Annotated in this window: 15 protein-coding genes; 7 read left to right on the top strand and 8 right to left on the bottom strand. The window is 48.0% G+C overall.

Going from position 1 to position 16,453, the window contains the following annotated elements; genetic code table 11:
• The coding region (locus tag ACFW2W_RS12360; protein WP_378178073.1) for a helix-turn-helix domain-containing protein at positions 1–90 on the bottom strand (90 nt) is incomplete at its 3' end.
• A 582-nt stretch (positions 91–672) separates the two neighbouring features.
• On the opposite strand from ACFW2W_RS12360, the gene ACFW2W_RS12355 reads away from it, so the two are divergent.
• Positions 673–1,290: a TMEM165/GDT1 family protein gene (locus ACFW2W_RS12355; RefSeq protein WP_378178071.1), complete on the top strand. Its 618-nt coding sequence runs from the start codon at positions 673–675 to the stop codon at positions 1,288–1,290.
• 39 nt (positions 1,291–1,329) lie between these two features.
• Here ACFW2W_RS12355 and ACFW2W_RS12350 read toward each other — a convergent pair whose 3' ends face one another.
• Positions 1,330–2,181 (bottom strand): tetratricopeptide repeat protein, encoded by an 852-nt coding sequence (locus ACFW2W_RS12350; RefSeq protein WP_378178069.1) that lies wholly within the window; start codon positions 2,179–2,181, stop codon positions 1,330–1,332.
• A gap of 255 nt (positions 2,182–2,436) precedes the next feature.
• On the opposite strand from ACFW2W_RS12350, the gene ACFW2W_RS12345 reads away from it, so the two are divergent.
• On the top strand, positions 2,437–3,372 hold the full coding sequence (locus tag ACFW2W_RS12345) for a hypothetical protein (RefSeq protein ID WP_378178067.1): 936 nt from the start codon (positions 2,437–2,439) through the stop codon (positions 3,370–3,372).
• A gap of 53 nt (positions 3,373–3,425) precedes the next feature.
• Here ACFW2W_RS12345 and ACFW2W_RS12340 read toward each other — a convergent pair whose 3' ends face one another.
• The 6 genes from ACFW2W_RS12340 to ACFW2W_RS12315 all read right to left on the bottom strand — a co-directional run bounded on the left by ACFW2W_RS12340 (position 3,426) and on the right by ACFW2W_RS12315 (position 8,863).
• Complete coding sequence (locus tag ACFW2W_RS12340) at positions 3,426–4,625, bottom strand: homocysteine biosynthesis protein (RefSeq protein WP_378178065.1); 1,200 nt, start codon at positions 4,623–4,625, stop codon at positions 3,426–3,428.
• Between the two features lie 101 nt (positions 4,626–4,726).
• Positions 4,727–5,581, bottom strand: coding sequence for an Rpn family recombination-promoting nuclease/putative transposase (locus tag ACFW2W_RS12335; RefSeq protein WP_378178063.1), 855 nt, complete (start codon positions 5,579–5,581; stop codon positions 4,727–4,729).
• Between the two features lie 57 nt (positions 5,582–5,638).
• Complete coding sequence (locus ACFW2W_RS12330; protein ID WP_378178061.1) at positions 5,639–6,832, bottom strand: AI-2E family transporter; 1,194 nt, start codon at positions 6,830–6,832, stop codon at positions 5,639–5,641.
• Positions 6,833–7,015: 183 nt separating this feature from the next.
• Complete coding sequence (locus ACFW2W_RS12325) at positions 7,016–7,210, bottom strand: hypothetical protein (protein WP_378178059.1); 195 nt, start codon at positions 7,208–7,210, stop codon at positions 7,016–7,018.
• 403 nt (positions 7,211–7,613) lie between these two features.
• Entirely contained in the window at positions 7,614–7,793 is a 180-nt protein-coding gene (locus tag ACFW2W_RS12320; protein ID WP_378178057.1) for a hypothetical protein, read from the bottom strand.
• 149 nt (positions 7,794–7,942) lie between these two features.
• Positions 7,943–8,863: a bestrophin family protein gene (locus ACFW2W_RS12315; protein WP_378178055.1), complete on the bottom strand. Its 921-nt coding sequence runs from the start codon at positions 8,861–8,863 to the stop codon at positions 7,943–7,945.
• 208 nt (positions 8,864–9,071) lie between these two features.
• Between ACFW2W_RS12315 and ACFW2W_RS12310 the strand changes: the two genes are divergently transcribed.
• From ACFW2W_RS12310 to ftsH3, 5 genes are all read left to right on the top strand, one after another.
• Positions 9,072–10,313 (top strand): RNA-guided endonuclease InsQ/TnpB family protein, encoded by a 1,242-nt coding sequence (locus ACFW2W_RS12310; RefSeq protein ID WP_378178053.1) that lies wholly within the window; start codon positions 9,072–9,074, stop codon positions 10,311–10,313.
• A gap of 704 nt (positions 10,314–11,017) precedes the next feature.
• Positions 11,018–13,222: an ATP-binding protein gene (locus ACFW2W_RS12305; protein ID WP_378178051.1), complete on the top strand. Its 2,205-nt coding sequence runs from the start codon at positions 11,018–11,020 to the stop codon at positions 13,220–13,222.
• A gap of 76 nt (positions 13,223–13,298) precedes the next feature.
• Entirely contained in the window at positions 13,299–14,117 is an 819-nt protein-coding gene (locus tag ACFW2W_RS12300) for an aminotransferase class IV (protein WP_378178049.1), read from the top strand.
• The gene (locus ACFW2W_RS12295; RefSeq protein ID WP_378178047.1) at positions 14,114–14,350 is read left to right on the top strand and encodes a hypothetical protein; all 237 of its coding nucleotides are present in this window, start codon (positions 14,114–14,116) and stop codon (positions 14,348–14,350) included. The genes ACFW2W_RS12300 and ACFW2W_RS12295 overlap by 4 nt, the downstream gene beginning before the upstream one ends.
• 63 nt (positions 14,351–14,413) lie before the next feature.
• Positions 14,414–16,252, top strand: a complete 1,839-nt coding sequence (gene ftsH3 / locus ACFW2W_RS12290) for an ATP-dependent zinc metalloprotease FtsH3 (RefSeq protein WP_378178045.1) — start codon at positions 14,414–14,416, stop codon at positions 16,250–16,252.
• Positions 16,253–16,453 lie beyond the last annotated feature (201 nt).

The following is a 16,453-nucleotide window of genomic DNA, read 5'->3' as shown; positions in this document are numbered from 1 at the left end:
CCACAACCAACGAGCATTACCAAAACACTGAGCTAGATAGGATTCTTGCTGATCAGTGGGATAAATTCTAACTTTAGCTGCTCTGTACATGGTTACTGAGCCTGTTGAAGGATGGTTACTGAGCCTGCCTGCCCTGAGCCTGTCGAAGGGTCGAAGTATGCTATAGTCCTTACCGTGTTTACATATTCATGATAACGCGTATTTAGACAGTTGTGTTACCAAAAAATAAAATATTTTGTTCATCAAGTCGCTGTAGTTTTCTCTGTTTTCGCTACGCTCAAATACAATCAAACTACGCAACTCGACTCACTCGCAATTCATCTCGACACCGGATCAGAGATTACGGTGTGAGCCTTCTTGCTGTTTGAGGTAAATTTACTACTTTTCTTCTACCCATAGTTAGATGTATAATTACTTAACAATGAAGGGGAGTAGCTGCTAGCGAAGAATTACGCTAGCCCATCTGAATCAACATACTGGCGATGAGCCTGGTTCAGGTGACAAGCTAAAGAAACTAGAAACAAGCGCGTAGGCGCTGAACTAAAGTTTCAAGCCTTGGGAGCGAGACCTTCACCGAGTTCACATCTGATGTGAGCTGCTGGTGAAGTCCCTGTACCCTCCAGAAAGCTCACTCAGATGCGATAGGTAGAAAATTCTGAGGAGCTTGAGAGGATGCTGACAGCTTTTACTGCCGGTTTATTATTCATCACTTTTTCCGAATTAGGCGATAAAACCTTTTTCATTGCTGTGATTCTGGCAATGCGCCACTCCCGACGACTGGTATTTGCAGGAGTCGTGGCGGCATTGGCAGCAATGACGGTACTATCGGTTCTCATGGGACAAGTGGCGTCTCTACTACCCCAGAATTATCTTCATTTTGCGGAAATTATTTTTTTTGTTGGCTTCGGGGTGAAGTTATTGTACGAAGCAAGTCAGATGCCAGGGGGAGTAGATTGTGAAGAAGCCGAAGAAGCGATCGCTACAGTTAAAAAAGCTGAGTTGAAAATGCCAAAGCAGAAAACTCCTTGGGCGATTGTACTCGAAGCCTTTATGCTGACATTTTTAGCAGAGTGGGGCGATCGCACTCAGATTGCCACAATTGCGCTAGCCGCGTCCCAGCCTGCGATGGGGGTCACGGCTGGGGCAATCTTGGGGCATAGTATTTGTGCAGCGATCGCAGTTTTGGGGGGTCGGATGATTGCCGGACGAATCTCCGAGCGATTAATTACAGCAATTGGCGGCGGCTTATTTCTGCTTTTTGGAGCGATCGCCCTGTGGGAAGGAGCGTAACAATTAAAAATCATGTTTTTAATTGTTAATTGTTAATTCCTAAGGCGCAACACTGGGAGAGGCAGAAGGCGAAGTAGTGGGTGCGGGTGCGTCAGCCGCCAGTTGTTTAATTTGGTCTTTGACTCTGGCTGGAGCTAAGGCGATCGCTGTATTAAATAGAGGTTTAGCTTCGGCGATTTTACCTTGTTCTCGCAGCACCAGCGCCTTCGCTAGCACGGGACGAAAATCCTGTTTATTGCCTTTGATCGCATCATCGTAGATAGCGATCGCTTCCGGATAGCGCTTTAGCTCAACGTAAACCTTGCCCAACTCTAACTGCACCGAAGTGACATCAACGCTACCCGGTTGAACTTGATTCACTTGTGGAGCCGTTTTCAACGTGTCTTGCAGCAATCCAATCGCTGCTTCCGGACGGTTTTGTTGTACCAGGAGACTCACAAGACCTTGCAGGGCGTTCATATCTCCCGGTTTAGAAGTCAAAATCGAACGATAAGTTTGGGCAGCCCCTTCTCGATCCCCAGTTTGCTGTTTAGCCTGCGCGAGTAAAACTGCGTACTCGCTTTGATCTGGATTTAGCTTCGCCAGTTTGTCTAAAGGAGCGATCGCGCCTTTGATATCCCGCATTTTTAGCCGCGCTTCCAACAACCCCCGCAGCGCCGTTTGATTCTCTGGTTCTCGCTGCAAAACCAGTTCGTAACCTTTCGCCTGCGCTTCCAGTTCCGACTGATTGGCTACCCCTGCTGTCTGGGTTGGTGTTGGTGTTGCCCCAGTAGTAGGCTGTTTGCCGTCAAAAACAATACCCACCAACGGAATGATAGACAATCCGACAAAGATCAACACACCCAGCCCTAGGACTAGATTAATAAACCAGCGATTGCGCTTTTGGGACACACGACTGCTCTGAACTCTATTGCCATTATCAAACACAATCTTATTTTCCACTGTCACACTTGGCAAACAGCATCACCGTCTCCACGTTTTAAAATAGTGACAGCATGGAACTGAACTTGATAAGGTGTAGGAGTTTTTGCTGAGTGCAAAAACATTGCGGATCTACCAGTCGGATCGCCGCATTCAGTACAATGAGCTGACTGACTCCCCCCAAGGGGATGTGTCTCCGCCGCGAGGAGTATTATGAGTCCTTCTGTGAACCGGTTCTCCGAATTACCCCAGTCTTCTGGCGATCCTAAGCCAGAACCACCACCACTACCCAGTCCGCAAACGCCAGCGGATACAGCGTCAAACAGCGATTTGGAACAAACAACTGAGGAGAATCCTGCTGTCACCCGACAGCAACCCATTCCTCCGCCTAGCGAACCTATGCAATACCGGGCCATTGGCCTAGTAAAGGGTAAGTACACGTCCTCTGACGAGCAATTTACGCGAGGAATGCTGCTGGCAACCGATGGAACAGCCATCGATGCCGTGCTATTGGGTCGGGTGATGAGTTTAGTCAAAAATCACCTGAACTTAGAGCAGGAACATTTATGGGTTGTCTATCCCCGGATGCGACAAGAAGACGGCAACTTGCACGTCCAGATTGTGGGCGTTTGGGAGCCGGAAAGGCTGAACCAACCGTCGTCTGACCCAGAAGCGGAAACAGCGGAATCGTCCGAACCAACGGATATTCAAAGCGAATCGGCGGCGAACGATGGCTATTTTTCGATTCGCGGAGAAGTGATTTTTCAGTCGCGGGAAGAAGAAGAAGGCATCATTGTCAAGATTAAGCAGTCTCCCCGCAAGCAGGAAGACACGCCCAAGTTTTTCAAGTTGAAACTCATTGGTGTTGTCCAAGAAAAAGCAGTCGGTCATTTCATGGATTTGCAGGTGCAGCGACAGGGGAACTCCCTGGTAATTCAGGAGAGCCAGGATATTGGTCGCCTGCCTCCCAGAAAGGTTCCGGGCAAGAAGCCGTTCCGAGGTGGAGGTGGGCGTCCTCCCAGCAGACAGCCAGGAGGAGGAAGTCGAGAGCGTCCCGTGCGTCCAGGCAAAGAAAGACCCGCAGCGATCGCGCCCCCGTCCCCCAAACGCCGAGAACCCTTGCCAAAGCCAGTTAAGCGCTCTTCCCCGCCGCCAGAATAAACAGGCTGTTAGTCATTAGTCACTGTGATGAGTTACAGCCTAATAACGAATGACTAATCCAGGGAAATTTGAGAACCCCATCGGTCTTGGGGTAAAAACGACCGATCCATTGGAATTGGGGCAACAGGTTCGGTGAGGGTAAATTTCCCCGCATCAATCCATTGCTTCAACTCCAGCGCCACTTGATGGGAAAAAAATAGACTAACCAAGGGGGCGACCCGCACGGGTTTGCCCTCAATTGTGATGCGTCCCGTCTTGAGCTGGGCGTAACTCACGAGACCAAAAGTGGGACGGACGCGCCGAGGAATCGAGAAATCGACAACAGGTGCCACGATCTCCTTGTCTTGCAGGGCACAATTGGCGACGACTTGCTCTTGTAAAACGGGCAGCGGGACGCCAACGCCCAGCATCAGAGAAGGGCCATAATTTTTGAAATAGCAACCGCGCACCCAGCGAGAATTCATTTGTTTGGCATCTCCCATTAAGGCAAGAGTGGCAGCAGGACCAACGGGCGTTCGATTTGGCAAGCGCTTTTGCAAGGGGAAGTGTTGGGTGCCTTCCCAAGCCACATAGCCGACGCCGCCGCCTAAGAAAATCCGGGTGCCAATCCCAATCATTTGCAGGTCTGGATCGTTCAGGAGGGGAGAAATTGCCCCAGCGTTTGAGTAGACGGCATTGGCGAGGCGGGGTTGCAGGGGACCGAGGTAAGTATAAAGGGGGCGATCGCCTCCATTCACCCCGACGATAAAATTTTGGTATAGATTGCGAGGATTATATAGATAAAACTGGTTAATTGTGTCGCGGGTGATAGTTGTCTCAAAGGAAGCACGAGGATAGCAGTCCGTCCCCTGTCCAATGGCGCGTAGTTGCACCGTTTTACCAGCAATTAAGTCTTCAATCACATGACCGCCGCCGCGTTCTCTGGATTCTTCGCCGTCCAAGGGGTCGCCGCTACTCCGATATTCCACCATCTGGGTTGCTCCCAGATACAAATCCACTGCCCCAAAGCCAGAGTAGGCTAAAACACCATCTAACCAGCATTGACGAATTTTTATCGGGGGGTCGGTGTGTCCCAAGTTAATAATCGCCCCCGACGACTCCATCGGCTCAAAGGTGCCGGTGGTAATCACATCTACTTGCTTCGCAGCTTGGGTGACTCCCACTTCTGCCACCCGTACTTTTAATTCTTCTGTTGTCCACACCACTGCACGCTGGTGGCTGATTTTGTCGTTAATTTCGGCAAGGGTTCGCATAGGGAAGGTTGAAGGGTCGGACTTTTGCTCATCCCTAGTTTCCACTATTGCGATACCCCTTGGGGCGACCCCGTTTATAGGTTCGCGTTGTGCGCTGCTGTTCAGATTGCCGATGATTCTATCGCCGCCAAGTAGCTAACTAAATCAGTTTGGCTGGAGAAATCCAACAGCGCCTCCGCCAATTCCTCTAACTGAGGGATAGATAAACCGCGAATCTGTTCTTGCTCTTCAGGATTAATGTCACCAAATCGTAGCCTGAGCAGTCGCAAAATTAGCGCCACCTCTCCTTGTTGCAGACCTTGTTGCAGACCTCGTTGCTCTCCCTTTTGGAGGATGTCTTGATAGATAACAGATTCCTGCATAATTTCCTCTCGTAATAGTTGTTGAATCAAATCTTTTTTAAACCGCAAACCAGCCAGCACTCCTGCACAAGCTAGGATATTCTGTCGCTCGGTGGTTTCCTCGATCGTAGCGACCCCAGCGGCGACTTGCTCTAATAAGGCTCTGGGTGAATCGCTGCGAGCTAAGGTTGCCAGGGGTAGGAGCGCAGGGTTTGCTAGCAGTGGGGTGGGATCTTCCTCCCACAGACGGATGACTCGATATTCATGTCTGGTGTTTGTGTCTGTGTACTGCTGTCGAAAGACGAGTTCTGAGGTAGTGGCTTGCAAAAAAATCACCACCTGCACAATTTCACACCCATATTGCCGCTTCAGTCGCGTATAGTAGTCGAGCATCCGGAAGTCGAGGGGAGGAGTCGATTGCGCCAAGGTTTGAAATTCCAGGTGCAAGATTTGGTTGGCGACTTGCAGGAAGGTAACAGAATCGGCGCGAATCGGTTCCAGACTGAGTTCGGTTTTGATTACCAGGATGTCTGAAGTTTCAGATGAAAGTAGCCACTTGGCAAATTCATCTGGGTAATTCTCGGCAAGATACTTGCAAGTGTTGTCGTATTCCAATAGGGCAATTTGAGAAAGTAGGATTATTTTATCGGAGGTTACTGATGATAGCGATCGCTACTTCTTCTGTTTGCCAGTTACGTCATCAACATTCGGCTGATTCTCGTTATCAAGATTAGGCTTGTCATTGATGGATGAATTTGCTTCCGACAAGGCTCCAGTTTCTTTATCAAATTCAGCAGCTTCATCGGATAACTCTGCACCCTTGGTTTCAAAAGCAACTTCACGCTGATTGCGCCATTGATCGAGGACATCTTTGAATAAGACTTCTTTGACCCAAATCTGACCGACAACGGTTAGCGGTAACGCCAAGAACAACCCTAAAAACCCAAAGAAGGTGGCAAAAAATACTTGGGCAAGTAACGTTACCGCTGGCAACAGCGACACCTGTTGAGCCATAACGTAGGGTGTTAAAAAATTGCTTTCAACCTGCTGAATAACAAAGTAAAGACCGAACACAGCCAAGCATTTCCAAGGAGCCTCCAACAGCGCGATCGCCATTGGTGGGATGACACTAATCGTCGGGCCAAGATTGGGAATCAAATTTAAAACTCCCGCCAAAATCCCTTGAGCTAGCGGTGAGGGAATACGCAAAACCGACAAGCCAATCATACTCATCAGCGCCACTACACTCATGCTAATCAGAGCGCCTCCAAACCATCGCCCTAATGACACCTCGCATTGATCCAAAATCCCATCCACTCGCCGCCGATAAAAAGAGGGAAATAGCCGGATAAATCCCTTGCGGTAAGCTTGGGGATTTGCTAACAACATCCCGGTTAAAACCAGCACCAGCAATATATTGAGGATAATCCCTAAAGAACTGGAGAAAAAGGCGACCGAGCTTCCCAGTAGCCGATTGATTAAGGGCTGTACTTGTTGGCTCAGGCTCTCCACATCGGGTAGATACGGTGTCAGCTGACTAGGAAGACCAGTTCTGAGGCGATCTAACCAAAGATTCAACCGCTCAAACCCTCTGGGAACTCGCTCTGTGAGTTCTTGAAACTGGACTGCAAAGGGCGGCACAATCAGCCAAAAGAACCCGACAATCAGAGCTAGTAATAAGACAATCGACACCAGGACAGCGATGCCATGTTGCATTCCCGATCGTTGTAGCCGCCGCGCCAATCGGTTCAAGGCAGTCGCCAATACAACAGCGGCAAACACCAACAGCAGCACCTGCCGAATTTGCCACAAAATATAGAGAGAAACGACTAAGACGAATAAGCCAATCCACTGACCTAGATTCACAGGTGTTGACTCCGAGCTGACATAGGCTGCAATTGCCGTTCAATGCAGCTAGATTAGCCGATATTGGCAACTTTCGCATAGGTTGAAAGTAGGGTTTGGATAGTTGCCAAGCGTCGAGCTTCTCAGTGTTTTTACTGGTCGAAGTTGACTAAATTAGGTATTGATTAATACTCTAAATATAAATCAATCCAGTTGGCGATATTGCCGCGATCGCTGCCAGAAGGATACAGCCATAATCAGCGTTGGCAGAAACACGACCATCAGCACCAGCGCTGGGGTTGCTGGAATCGATAAATAGGGGCCACCGTACTTAATCAAGATCGACAGCGCAGCTGAGATGACTAGCACTTTTAAAATGAATCCAGCCTGAGTTGTCATATAACTTAATAAACTAAGACTAAACTACGGCTATACGGATGCTTGTAGGGGTAGACACCGAACCCAGGCGATCGCATCCCCTTTTTTAAAATAGCTTAAAGAAGTTCTGGAAGGCGCTGAACTGCACCGAACAACTCAAATCGGCTAAGATTGCATCTGAAATGGATGAATGGTTGCGTAGCGGGAAGCTGTCTGACGGGATACAGTTGAAGCAAGCCGCTTTGGTTTAATGACTCCTTGAGGTGAGAAACAAGCGATCGCTTCTTTTAAACGAAGCGCGATCGCTTTTCTTTTGGGATCATCCCGATGCGTGCCAATATATAACAGCGAATTCGATTCGCCTGTTTTTGTAAAAATTTATATAATCCTCCTCAGTAATGGCAATTCCCTGGGGCGTTAGCTTTCAAAGTTGATAATCTACAGCAATCGGTTGCACTTGTTCTTCGGTAGTCACCACTGGGGCAGCTGAAAATGGATGAAAATTCATCAGTTCTGCCAGTAGTGCAGTCGCCGTTATAAAGTATAAAACTACACTAAGTTTTATTAACCATTCACCATTCATTGAGGATTTCCTTTTGGGCATAATTTAATTTCTTAAATATGATACCAAGGTTCCAAAAAGCGTCATGTATCCTAAGGAATATCGAAGCGCTCAATCGTAATTTCTCTTTGTGATGCAGACATCAAGTAAAATCGTATTCGTCTTAAGCGATCGCTAGCAGGCTTTTTTTCCTATCCTGCCTTATCGATTGGTGTGTTCTTCCAATCCCTAACACTAGGGGCTAGAGAAATCAAATCTTCGATATTGCGCCGCATAGTAGCACAAATCGCATCTAAAGGCAGGTCATTTGGATCGTGACCAAATGGATTTTCAATTTCAATTCCAATTTCTTCAATTCCAAACAATGTGAAACTAATCAAAGCAACCGTTAGTCCAGTCCACCAATGCAACTGTGCAACCATTTGGAATGGCAAAGATAGACAATAAATTAACATTAACTGCTTGAGATGAATAGCATAAGCCATTGGAATTGGAGTTTTGAGAATGCGTTCGCAAGAGCCTAAATTGTCTACCAGTATATTAATCAAGTTTTGCAGAGAATTCATTTGATAAATATTTAAACAACTTCGACCATGTTGTTCTTGTAAATAATCTCCAATCCAAAAAGCAACTTCTAGCGGTGGATTGTTCATTGTCTTTAGCTTAAAATAACGAGAGGCGGACATCAAATCTTCTAGTTCGCTGTTGACTTGCTCCGATCTTAGATGCAATTTGGTAGTTACTGAAAAAGCTACTAGAAGACGCAAAGCGGCAATTTTTGACTCTCGATCCTTCGGTTCATTTTCGTCAACTGACACCCAGATTTGACGAGCCAGGTTGCGGACGGTGTTAACTAAATTGCCCCAGCATTTCCGACCTTCCCAAAATCTTTCGTAAGCTGTATTTGTCCGAAAAACCAGTAATAAACCTAAAACAATATTAGGAATTAAGCTAGCCAAAATTGGCAATGATACAGCCAATTTAAAATGATAAAGGACAGAAATAATCAAACCAAAAGCACCGCACACAAATGTTCTAGGTAACACTGCTGGAATGACCGAGCCTTTTAGCTGGAAAGCAACTTGAAACCAGCGACGTTTCTCTTTATTCATCGGAACCTCCGAGAAACCCCGTCGCTTTTAGCGCGGGGAGGGTGCTTGAGGCGAGTGAGGAGTCTCACCCCAACCGAAACCGACAATCGTTAGATATCGGCTATATCGGGGTGAGCGACGAATGAGCAATAAATCTATGCATGGCAAAAATAACTTGTTGTTGGTTAACTTTCGCTATATAATGATGATATCAGCGAAAGTAATGTTTATGTACTCAACTCAGAAAAACCAACTACGCGACCTTGACAAAGCCGAATTCTTGGCTCTGAGAGAGTTGTGCAGGCTGAGTAAGAACCTCTACAATGTGGGTCTTTACACCGTTCGCCAATACTTTTTTGAGGAACGTAAACACTTGCGCTATGAGTCGGCTTACCATCTGTGCAAAGAGAATGAGAACTACCAAGCCCTCAATACAGACATTGCACAGCAAACATTGAAGGTGGTAGATCGAACCTTTAACAGCTTTTTTGGACTGATTAATGCGGTTAAATCTGGCACTTATCAACAGAAGGTAAGACTTCCTCACTACCTGCCCAAAGATGGGTATTTCGTGTTGATAATCCCTCGGATTAAAGTCAAAGATGGAAAGTTTAAAGTACCGATGTCCTATGCTTTTAAAAAGGGATTTGGAGATCTAGTAATTAACTTTCCAGAACGACTCGACCCCGATACTATCAAAGAGGTTCGGATTCACCCTAAATACGATGCTCGATTCTTCGAGGTTGAGTATATCTCTAAAAGTGCCAATGAACCCTCCGAAACGATTGCGGGTAGTTCTCTGGCGATCGATCTTGGATTGGACAATCTGGCAACTTGTGTTGACACCAATGGGGCATCCTTTATTGTGGATGGTCGCTTCCTTAAATCTATTAACCAGTGGTTCAACAAGGAAAATGCTAGACTGCAATCTATCAAAGATCGACAGAAGATAGAAAAACTTACCGAGCGTCAGGCTCGGCTGTATGTCAATCGTAGCAATCAAATCAGGGATTACCTGAATAAAGCTGCAAGACTGATAATCGACCATTGCGTTAATACTAAAATTGAATGCTTGATTGTCGGATTCAACCTGGGGATGAAGCAAGATATCAATCTTGGTCGTCGCCCCAATCAAAACTTTGTCCAGATTCCCTTTTATATCCTGAGAAATAAACTTAGATATCTCTGCGAGCGATATGGGTTGAAATACAAGGAGCAGGAAGAATCTTACACATCTAAATCCAGTTTTTTGGATGGCGATGAGTTGCCTGTCTACAATGCCGACAAGCCAGCTACTTACCAGTTTTCTGGTAAGCGAGTTAAGCGTGGATTGTATCGGAGTAAAGAAGGACATTTGATTAATGCTGACGCACAAGGCGCGGCGAATATCGGACGCAAAAGTAAGCAGAATGGTTTTACCGGACTGTCTAGAGGCTGTTTGGCACAGCCGTTACGAATCAAAGTCTACTGAGGCTTTATTTTCTTAAGAATCCCCGTCCGTTTTACGGCGGGGAGTGTCAAACAATCTCAACCTCTGGCTTTGATTCAGACTTTTGATTCAGACTATGGATGAATATCCAAAAGATAATACTCGATTTATCTAAGCAGTTCAGTGAAGTCAGAGGCAGGAATCCAAAATCACCCAGTTCAGGGAAGAATTTGTACTAGGGGATTACCCTAAGTGAAGACGCTAACTTGGGCGAACTGGATGGCGATCGCTTTTCACCACCCCTGAATAAAAAGCATAAAGATAGGAAAAAGGGAAGCGATCGCTATCTCTCAAATTTAATAATTAGCAGAGTGTTAGCGATTAGCGGCAACCGATTACCGCCTATGAGCAACAGGAACGCACACACCGCACCTAAACTTCTACGCCTAAGAATTATTTTGTGTTGTGGCATAGTTAGCGAATCTTTCTAAAAGAGTCTTATACCTTTAGGCGTAGCTTGTGTCAACTATGTTCCATCGTGGTTAGTAGCCGGTAAGCGATCGCGCTTCCGATCCCAACAGTGTCAATAATTGCAGTGTTTATTGCCCTGATTGTGGTAGAGTATTTGGTTTTACTTGAGAGTGCCGTAAAATTTAAATAATTATAAATATGGCGCTCTTTGACAGGTACACAAAGCTATCTTAGCTGCCCCAAACCATATTTTAGGAGTGTCTTCTGGAGGTACTTTGACCACTGTTCCCCTGCCGCCTAACGAAATAGAACGCCTAGAGGCACTGCGTCGCTACAATATCCTCGATACACCTCCTGAAGAAAGCTTCGACCGCATTACGGCTCTGGCGGCTCGTCTTTTTGACGTACCCATTGCCATAGTTTCTTTGGTTGACAAATTTCGAGCCTGGTTTAAATCCTGCTACGGCTTTGACACCCGCGAAATTAATCGTGAAGCAACAATGTGTAGCTTCGCTATTTTGTCTGACGATGTTTTAGTTGTTGCAGATACAAGAAAAGATCCCCGCTTCGCTTGTATGCCCTATGCAATTAGCGAACCGGGCATTCGCTTCTATGCGGGTGCCCCCCTGATCGCTAAGGATGGCTTTAATCTTGGCACCCTTTGTCTTGTAGACAGCAAACCGCGCCATGAGTTAAGTGCAGAGCAGCGAGCAACCCTTGCTGACCTAGCGGCTATGGTGGTTGATGAGTTAGAGTTGCGGCTGGCTGCACATAAAATTGCCCAGATGGATGCCGCTCTCATTGAGGTAACTAAGGGAGTTTCGGCAGCCACAGGGGAGGCGTTTTTCTACTCACTGGTGCAACACCTCACCAAGGCATTGGGTGTTGATTACGCTTTCATTGGGGAATTGGCTGAGAAAGACAAAGAAAAGGTCAGCACTATTGCTTTATGCGCCGAAAGTAAGATTTTAGACAACATTGAATATTCACTGCTGAATACGCCTTGCCAACAGGTGATTAGGCAGGGGAAGCCATGCTGCTATCCCCGTGATCTCCTAGCGCAATTTTCAGGTAATTTTTTGCTTGCCCAGATGGAAGTTGACAGCTATATCGCAACTCCACTTTTAGACTCCACAGGCAGTGTGCTGGGATTGCTTGGGGTGATGGATCGAAAACCGTTGCAGAATATCCCACTAGCAGAATCGCTGCTGACAATCTTTGCCACCCGTGCTACAGCCGAACTGGAGCGCAAGCGAGCGGAGGAAGAACGTACCCAACTGTTGGCTAGCGAACAGGCGGCTCGTGCCGAGGCGGAGGCGGCGAACCGGATGAAAGACGAGTTTTTGGCGGTACTTTCTCACGAGTTGCGATCGCCCCTCAACCCGATAATTGGATGGTCTGGGATGCTTCGCACTCAGAAATTGAACGCAGCAACGACTGCTCGCGCACTGGAAACAATTGAGCGCAACGCTAAGTTACAGGCAGAGTTGATTGAGGATCTTCTGGATGTCTCGCGGATGATTCGAGGCAAACTTTCCTTGAATGTGTGCCCGGTTAATCTGATGCCGATCGTCCAAGCGGCTATGGAGACGGTGCATTTAGCAGCTGCGGCTAAATGCATTCGACTGGAGTCGGTACTCAATCCCGCCGTTGGTTTGGTTTTAGGCGATCCAAACCGCTTGCAGCAGATTGTCTGGAACTTGCTCTCGAATGGGATCAAGTTCACGCCATCTGGGGGACGAGTTGAAATCAAGCTCGATTGCACTGGTTCCTATGCTCAGATGGAGGTGAGCGATACAGGCAAAGGAATCGAGGCTGACTTTCTGCCCTATGTCTTCGAGCGCTTCCGTCAAGCTGATAGTACCAGCACGCGATCGCAAACTGGGCTTGGTTTAGGTTTGGCAATTGTTCGTCACCTGACAGAACTACACGGCGGAACCGTCTGTGTTGACAGTCCTGGTGAGGGGCAAGGGGCAATATTTACGGTGCAGCTGCCGCTGATAATTAGGAGTGAGTTGAAAAGACTGAGGACTGAGCAAGAAAGCCCACTCAGTCCTCAGTCTTCATCAGTCTTCAGCACTGTACTTGAAGGGTTACAGGTGCTGGTTGTAGATGACGAGGCTGATAGCCGAGATTTTCTGGCGATCGCTCTTGAACAGTATGGGGCTAGGGTGACAGCAGTGGCATCGGCACAGGAGGCACTTGAGGCGCTGGAACAGGTAAAGCCAAATGTCTTGGTGAGCGACATTGGGATGCCCGATGAGGATGGCTACACGCTGATCCGCAAAATTAGAGCAATGACGCCAGAGCAAGGAGGACAGATTCCTGCGGCGGCACTGACGGCGTATGCTAGAAGCGAGGACAGTGAGCGTGCGATTTCGGCAGGCTTCCAGAGGCACATCCCTAAGCCAGTCGAGGCAGCTGTATTAGCTGCAACGATCGCTAGCTTGGCTAGAAATTCTTTGAATCTAGTTCTCTAGTTGGTGATGCGATCGCGTTGTTCGTCGCCTTTGTGTATTACGTTGAAGTATATTGTACTCACCCGAAGGTGATTAGATGTACTGGTATAACGGCAACCTGATTGAGTCGGGAACCCTGGAATTAGCGATTGACGATCCGGGGTTGCTTTATGGAGCTAAGGTGTTTACAACGCTGCGGGTTTACGAACAGTCGTTGGATAGTCAACTGACTAACTGGATGGGACATTGCGATCGCATCTGTTGCAGTTTGCAAACTTTTGACTGGCAGCAGCCAGACTGGGAACGATTACGGCAAGAAGCAGAAGCGTTAATCCCACACTTCCCCGTTCTCAGAATTACCATATTTCCCGATGGGCGAGAGTGGATTACCGGGCGGTTTTTCCCCGACGATTTGACAAAACGCCAAAAAGATGGTATAGAAAGTTGGCTAGCGGCAGAACCTTTATTTTGCCGCTCAATTCCCGAACATAAAACTGGGAACTACCTGTCTGCTTGGCTGGCATTGGGAAAAGCCCAGCAGATGGGAGCGAAAGAAGCAATTTTGGTCGATGATGGGGGAAATTGGTTAGAAACCAGTACGGGCAATCTTTGGGGATGGCGAGATGGTAAGTGGTGGACGCCGCCTCTGGATGCAGGAATTTTGCCGGGAGTAGCGCGATCGCAACTCATCAACTGGCTGGGAAGTCAAAATTTAACTCCTGGGGAAGTGCCTTGGGATGCTGACTTTGTGAAAGGATTGTCTGTTCTTGCTTATAGTAATTGCGTGGTGCAAGTCCTTCCGATTCATACCGTTCTTTGCCAGGACAGCACTTTAACTTTTGACCCTTTTCACAGCAGCCTAGAGCAATTGCAAAGCTTGTTTCAGAGCTACCAAACCCACAAAGCATCCCCATGAGAGTAAAAAGCTCGACAGAAGTCGCGGCTCAACAAACGAAGCCTGTCGGGAGCAGGCTAGGAGTCTTACGCCTGCTCCCGACAGGCTTTGGTAGCCCCACCCATAAGAGTGTGTGGGAGTATATTGTTCCGGCTGGGATGGTTGTTTTTGTGGCGACGGTTACGATGAAGATAGATGACGTTGTTGAAGGTTTCTATGAACCAACCGTGTCAAGGAATTCTGAGACGGGTTAACATAAGTTAATACAAATAAAAATTCAAAGCGTCCCCACATCCTAGAGCTTAGGAGGAAATTCGGTGAATAAGCGGTGGAGAAATGCAGGGCTGTATGCGCTGCTGGCAATAGTTGTAATCGCCTTAGGAACAGCATTTTTAGACAAACAACCCCAAAGCCGGGAAACCTGGAAATACAGCAAGTTGATTCAGGAAGTTCAAGACGGTCGGATTGAAAGAGTTGGTCTTAATGCCGACCGCACTAAGGCGCTTGTCACCGCGCAAGACGGCAGCAAGATAGTCGTTAACCTGCCTAATGACCCAGACCTGATCGGCATTCTGTCCACCAAGGGTGTAGACATTTCAGTTTTGCCCCAGAGCGATGAAAGCTTCTGGTTCCGCGCCTTGAGCAGTCTGTTTTTCCCCGTTCTGCTTCTGGTCGGATTGTTCTTTTTGCTACGACGCGCTCAGAGTGGCCCAGGCTCTCAAGCGATGAACTTTGGCAAATCCAAAGCCAGAGTCCAAATGGAACCGCAAACCCAAGTCACCTTTGGGGATGTCGCTGGCATTGACCAAGCCAAGCTAGAGCTGAATGAAGTCGTTGACTTCCTCAAGAACGCCGACCGCTTCACCGCCATTGGAGCAAAAATTCCCAAAGGCGTGCTGCTAGTTGGCCCTCCGGGAACGGGTAAAACGCTGCTAGCTCGTGCAGTAGCTGGGGAAGCAGGCGTGCCTTTCTTCTCTATCTCTGGTTCTGAGTTTGTAGAAATGTTCGTGGGTGTGGGTGCCTCCCGCGTGCGCGACCTGTTTGAACAAGCCAAGGCAAATGCTCCCTGTATCGTATTTATCGATGAAATTGATGCCGTGGGGCGTCAGCGGGGTGCAGGCTTAGGCGGCGGCAACGATGAGCGGGAGCAAACCCTCAACCAGTTGCTGACCGAGATGGACGGCTTCGAGGGCAACACCGGGATTATTATCATTGCTGCCACGAACCGCCCAGATGTACTGGATGCAGCACTGTTGCGTCCGGGTCGATTTGACCGTCAGGTGGTCGTGGATCGTCCTGATTATGCTGGTCGTTTGGAAATTCTCAACGTTCACGCTCGTGGCAAAACGCTGGCCAAGGATGTGGATTTGGAGAAAATTGCCCGTCGTACCCCTGGTTTCACGGGTGCTGACCTCGCCAACTTGCTGAACGAAGCGGCAATTCTGGCGGCTCGTCGCAACCTGACCGAAATCTCGATGGATGAAATGAATGATGCCATCGACCGGGTGCTAGCTGGCCCAGAGAAGAAAGACCGGGTGATGAGCGAGAAGCGCAAAACCTTGGTGGCTTATCACGAAGCGGGTCACGCTCTCGTCGGTGCCCTGATGCCGGATTATGACCCGGTGCAAAAGATCAGCATCATCCCTCGCGGTCGTGCGGGTGGTTTGACTTGGTTTACACCGAGTGAAGACCGGATGGATTCTGGTCTGTACAGCCGCTCTTATCTGCAAAATCAGATGGCAGTAGCCTTGGGCGGTCGGATTGCTGAAGAAATCATCTTCGGTGAAGAAGAGGTGACAACGGGTGCCTCGAATGATTTGCAGCAAGTGGCTCGTGTGGCGCGTCAAATGGTGATGCGATTTGGCATGAGCGAGCGCTTGGGACAAGTTGCTCTAGGTCGTCAGCAAGGCAATATGTTTCTGGGACGCGACATTTCCGCCGAGCGAGATTTCTCGGAAGCAACTGCGGCGACGATTGATGATGAAGTCCACAATTTGGTGGATCAAGCTTACCATCGTGCCAAAGACGTGTTGCTGAATAACCGTCACATTCTGGATCAATTGGCTCAGATGCTGATTGAAAAGGAAACGGTAGACGCTGAGGAACTGCAAGAGGTTCTGGCAAATAACGACGTGAAGATGGCAGCGATCGCATAAGGCGCGCTAATTGCTAATTGAGCGTTATATAAATTGGGGTAATTCTAGGATATTTTCTAGAACTGCCCCAATTTTTTTGGGCGTTGCATAATAAAGTATGAATTCAAGGTGCTTAGCCATGCAATGTCCTCGTTGTGGTTCTACTCATACCCGTAAGAATGGTGTGAAGCAAGGTAAGCAAAATCACATCTGTGCGGAATG

This window comes from Coleofasciculus sp. H7-2 (assembly GCF_042747725.1).
GTDB lineage: Bacteria > Cyanobacteriota > Cyanobacteriia > Cyanobacteriales > FACHB-T130 > FACHB-T130.
This window is presented reverse-complemented; position numbering and strand designations above follow the sequence as displayed.

What these genes read in the sequence shown, in the direction of transcription:
- ACFW2W_RS12310 (WP_378178053.1), top strand. Translation starts at nt 9,072, where the DNA reads ATGTACTCAACTCAGAAAAACCAACTACGCGACCTTGACAAAGCCGAA.
- ACFW2W_RS12295 (WP_378178047.1), top strand. Translation starts at nt 14,114, where the DNA reads ATGAGAGTAAAAAGCTCGACAGAAGTCGCGGCTCAACAAACGAAGCCT.
- ACFW2W_RS12315 (WP_378178055.1), bottom strand. Translation starts at nt 8,863, where the DNA reads ATGAATAAAGAGAAACGTCGCTGGTTTCAAGTTGCTTTCCAGCTAAAA.
- ACFW2W_RS12355 (WP_378178071.1), top strand. Translation starts at nt 673, where the DNA reads ATGCTGACAGCTTTTACTGCCGGTTTATTATTCATCACTTTTTCCGAA.
- ACFW2W_RS12325 (WP_378178059.1), bottom strand. Translation starts at nt 7,210, where the DNA reads ATGACAACTCAGGCTGGATTCATTTTAAAAGTGCTAGTCATCTCAGCT.
- ACFW2W_RS12320 (WP_378178057.1), bottom strand. Translation starts at nt 7,793, where the DNA reads ATGCCCAAAAGGAAATCCTCAATGAATGGTGAATGGTTAATAAAACTT.
- ACFW2W_RS12300 (WP_378178049.1), top strand. Translation starts at nt 13,299, where the DNA reads ATGTACTGGTATAACGGCAACCTGATTGAGTCGGGAACCCTGGAATTA.
- ACFW2W_RS12340 (WP_378178065.1), bottom strand. Translation starts at nt 4,625, where the DNA reads ATGCGAACCCTTGCCGAAATTAACGACAAAATCAGCCACCAGCGTGCA.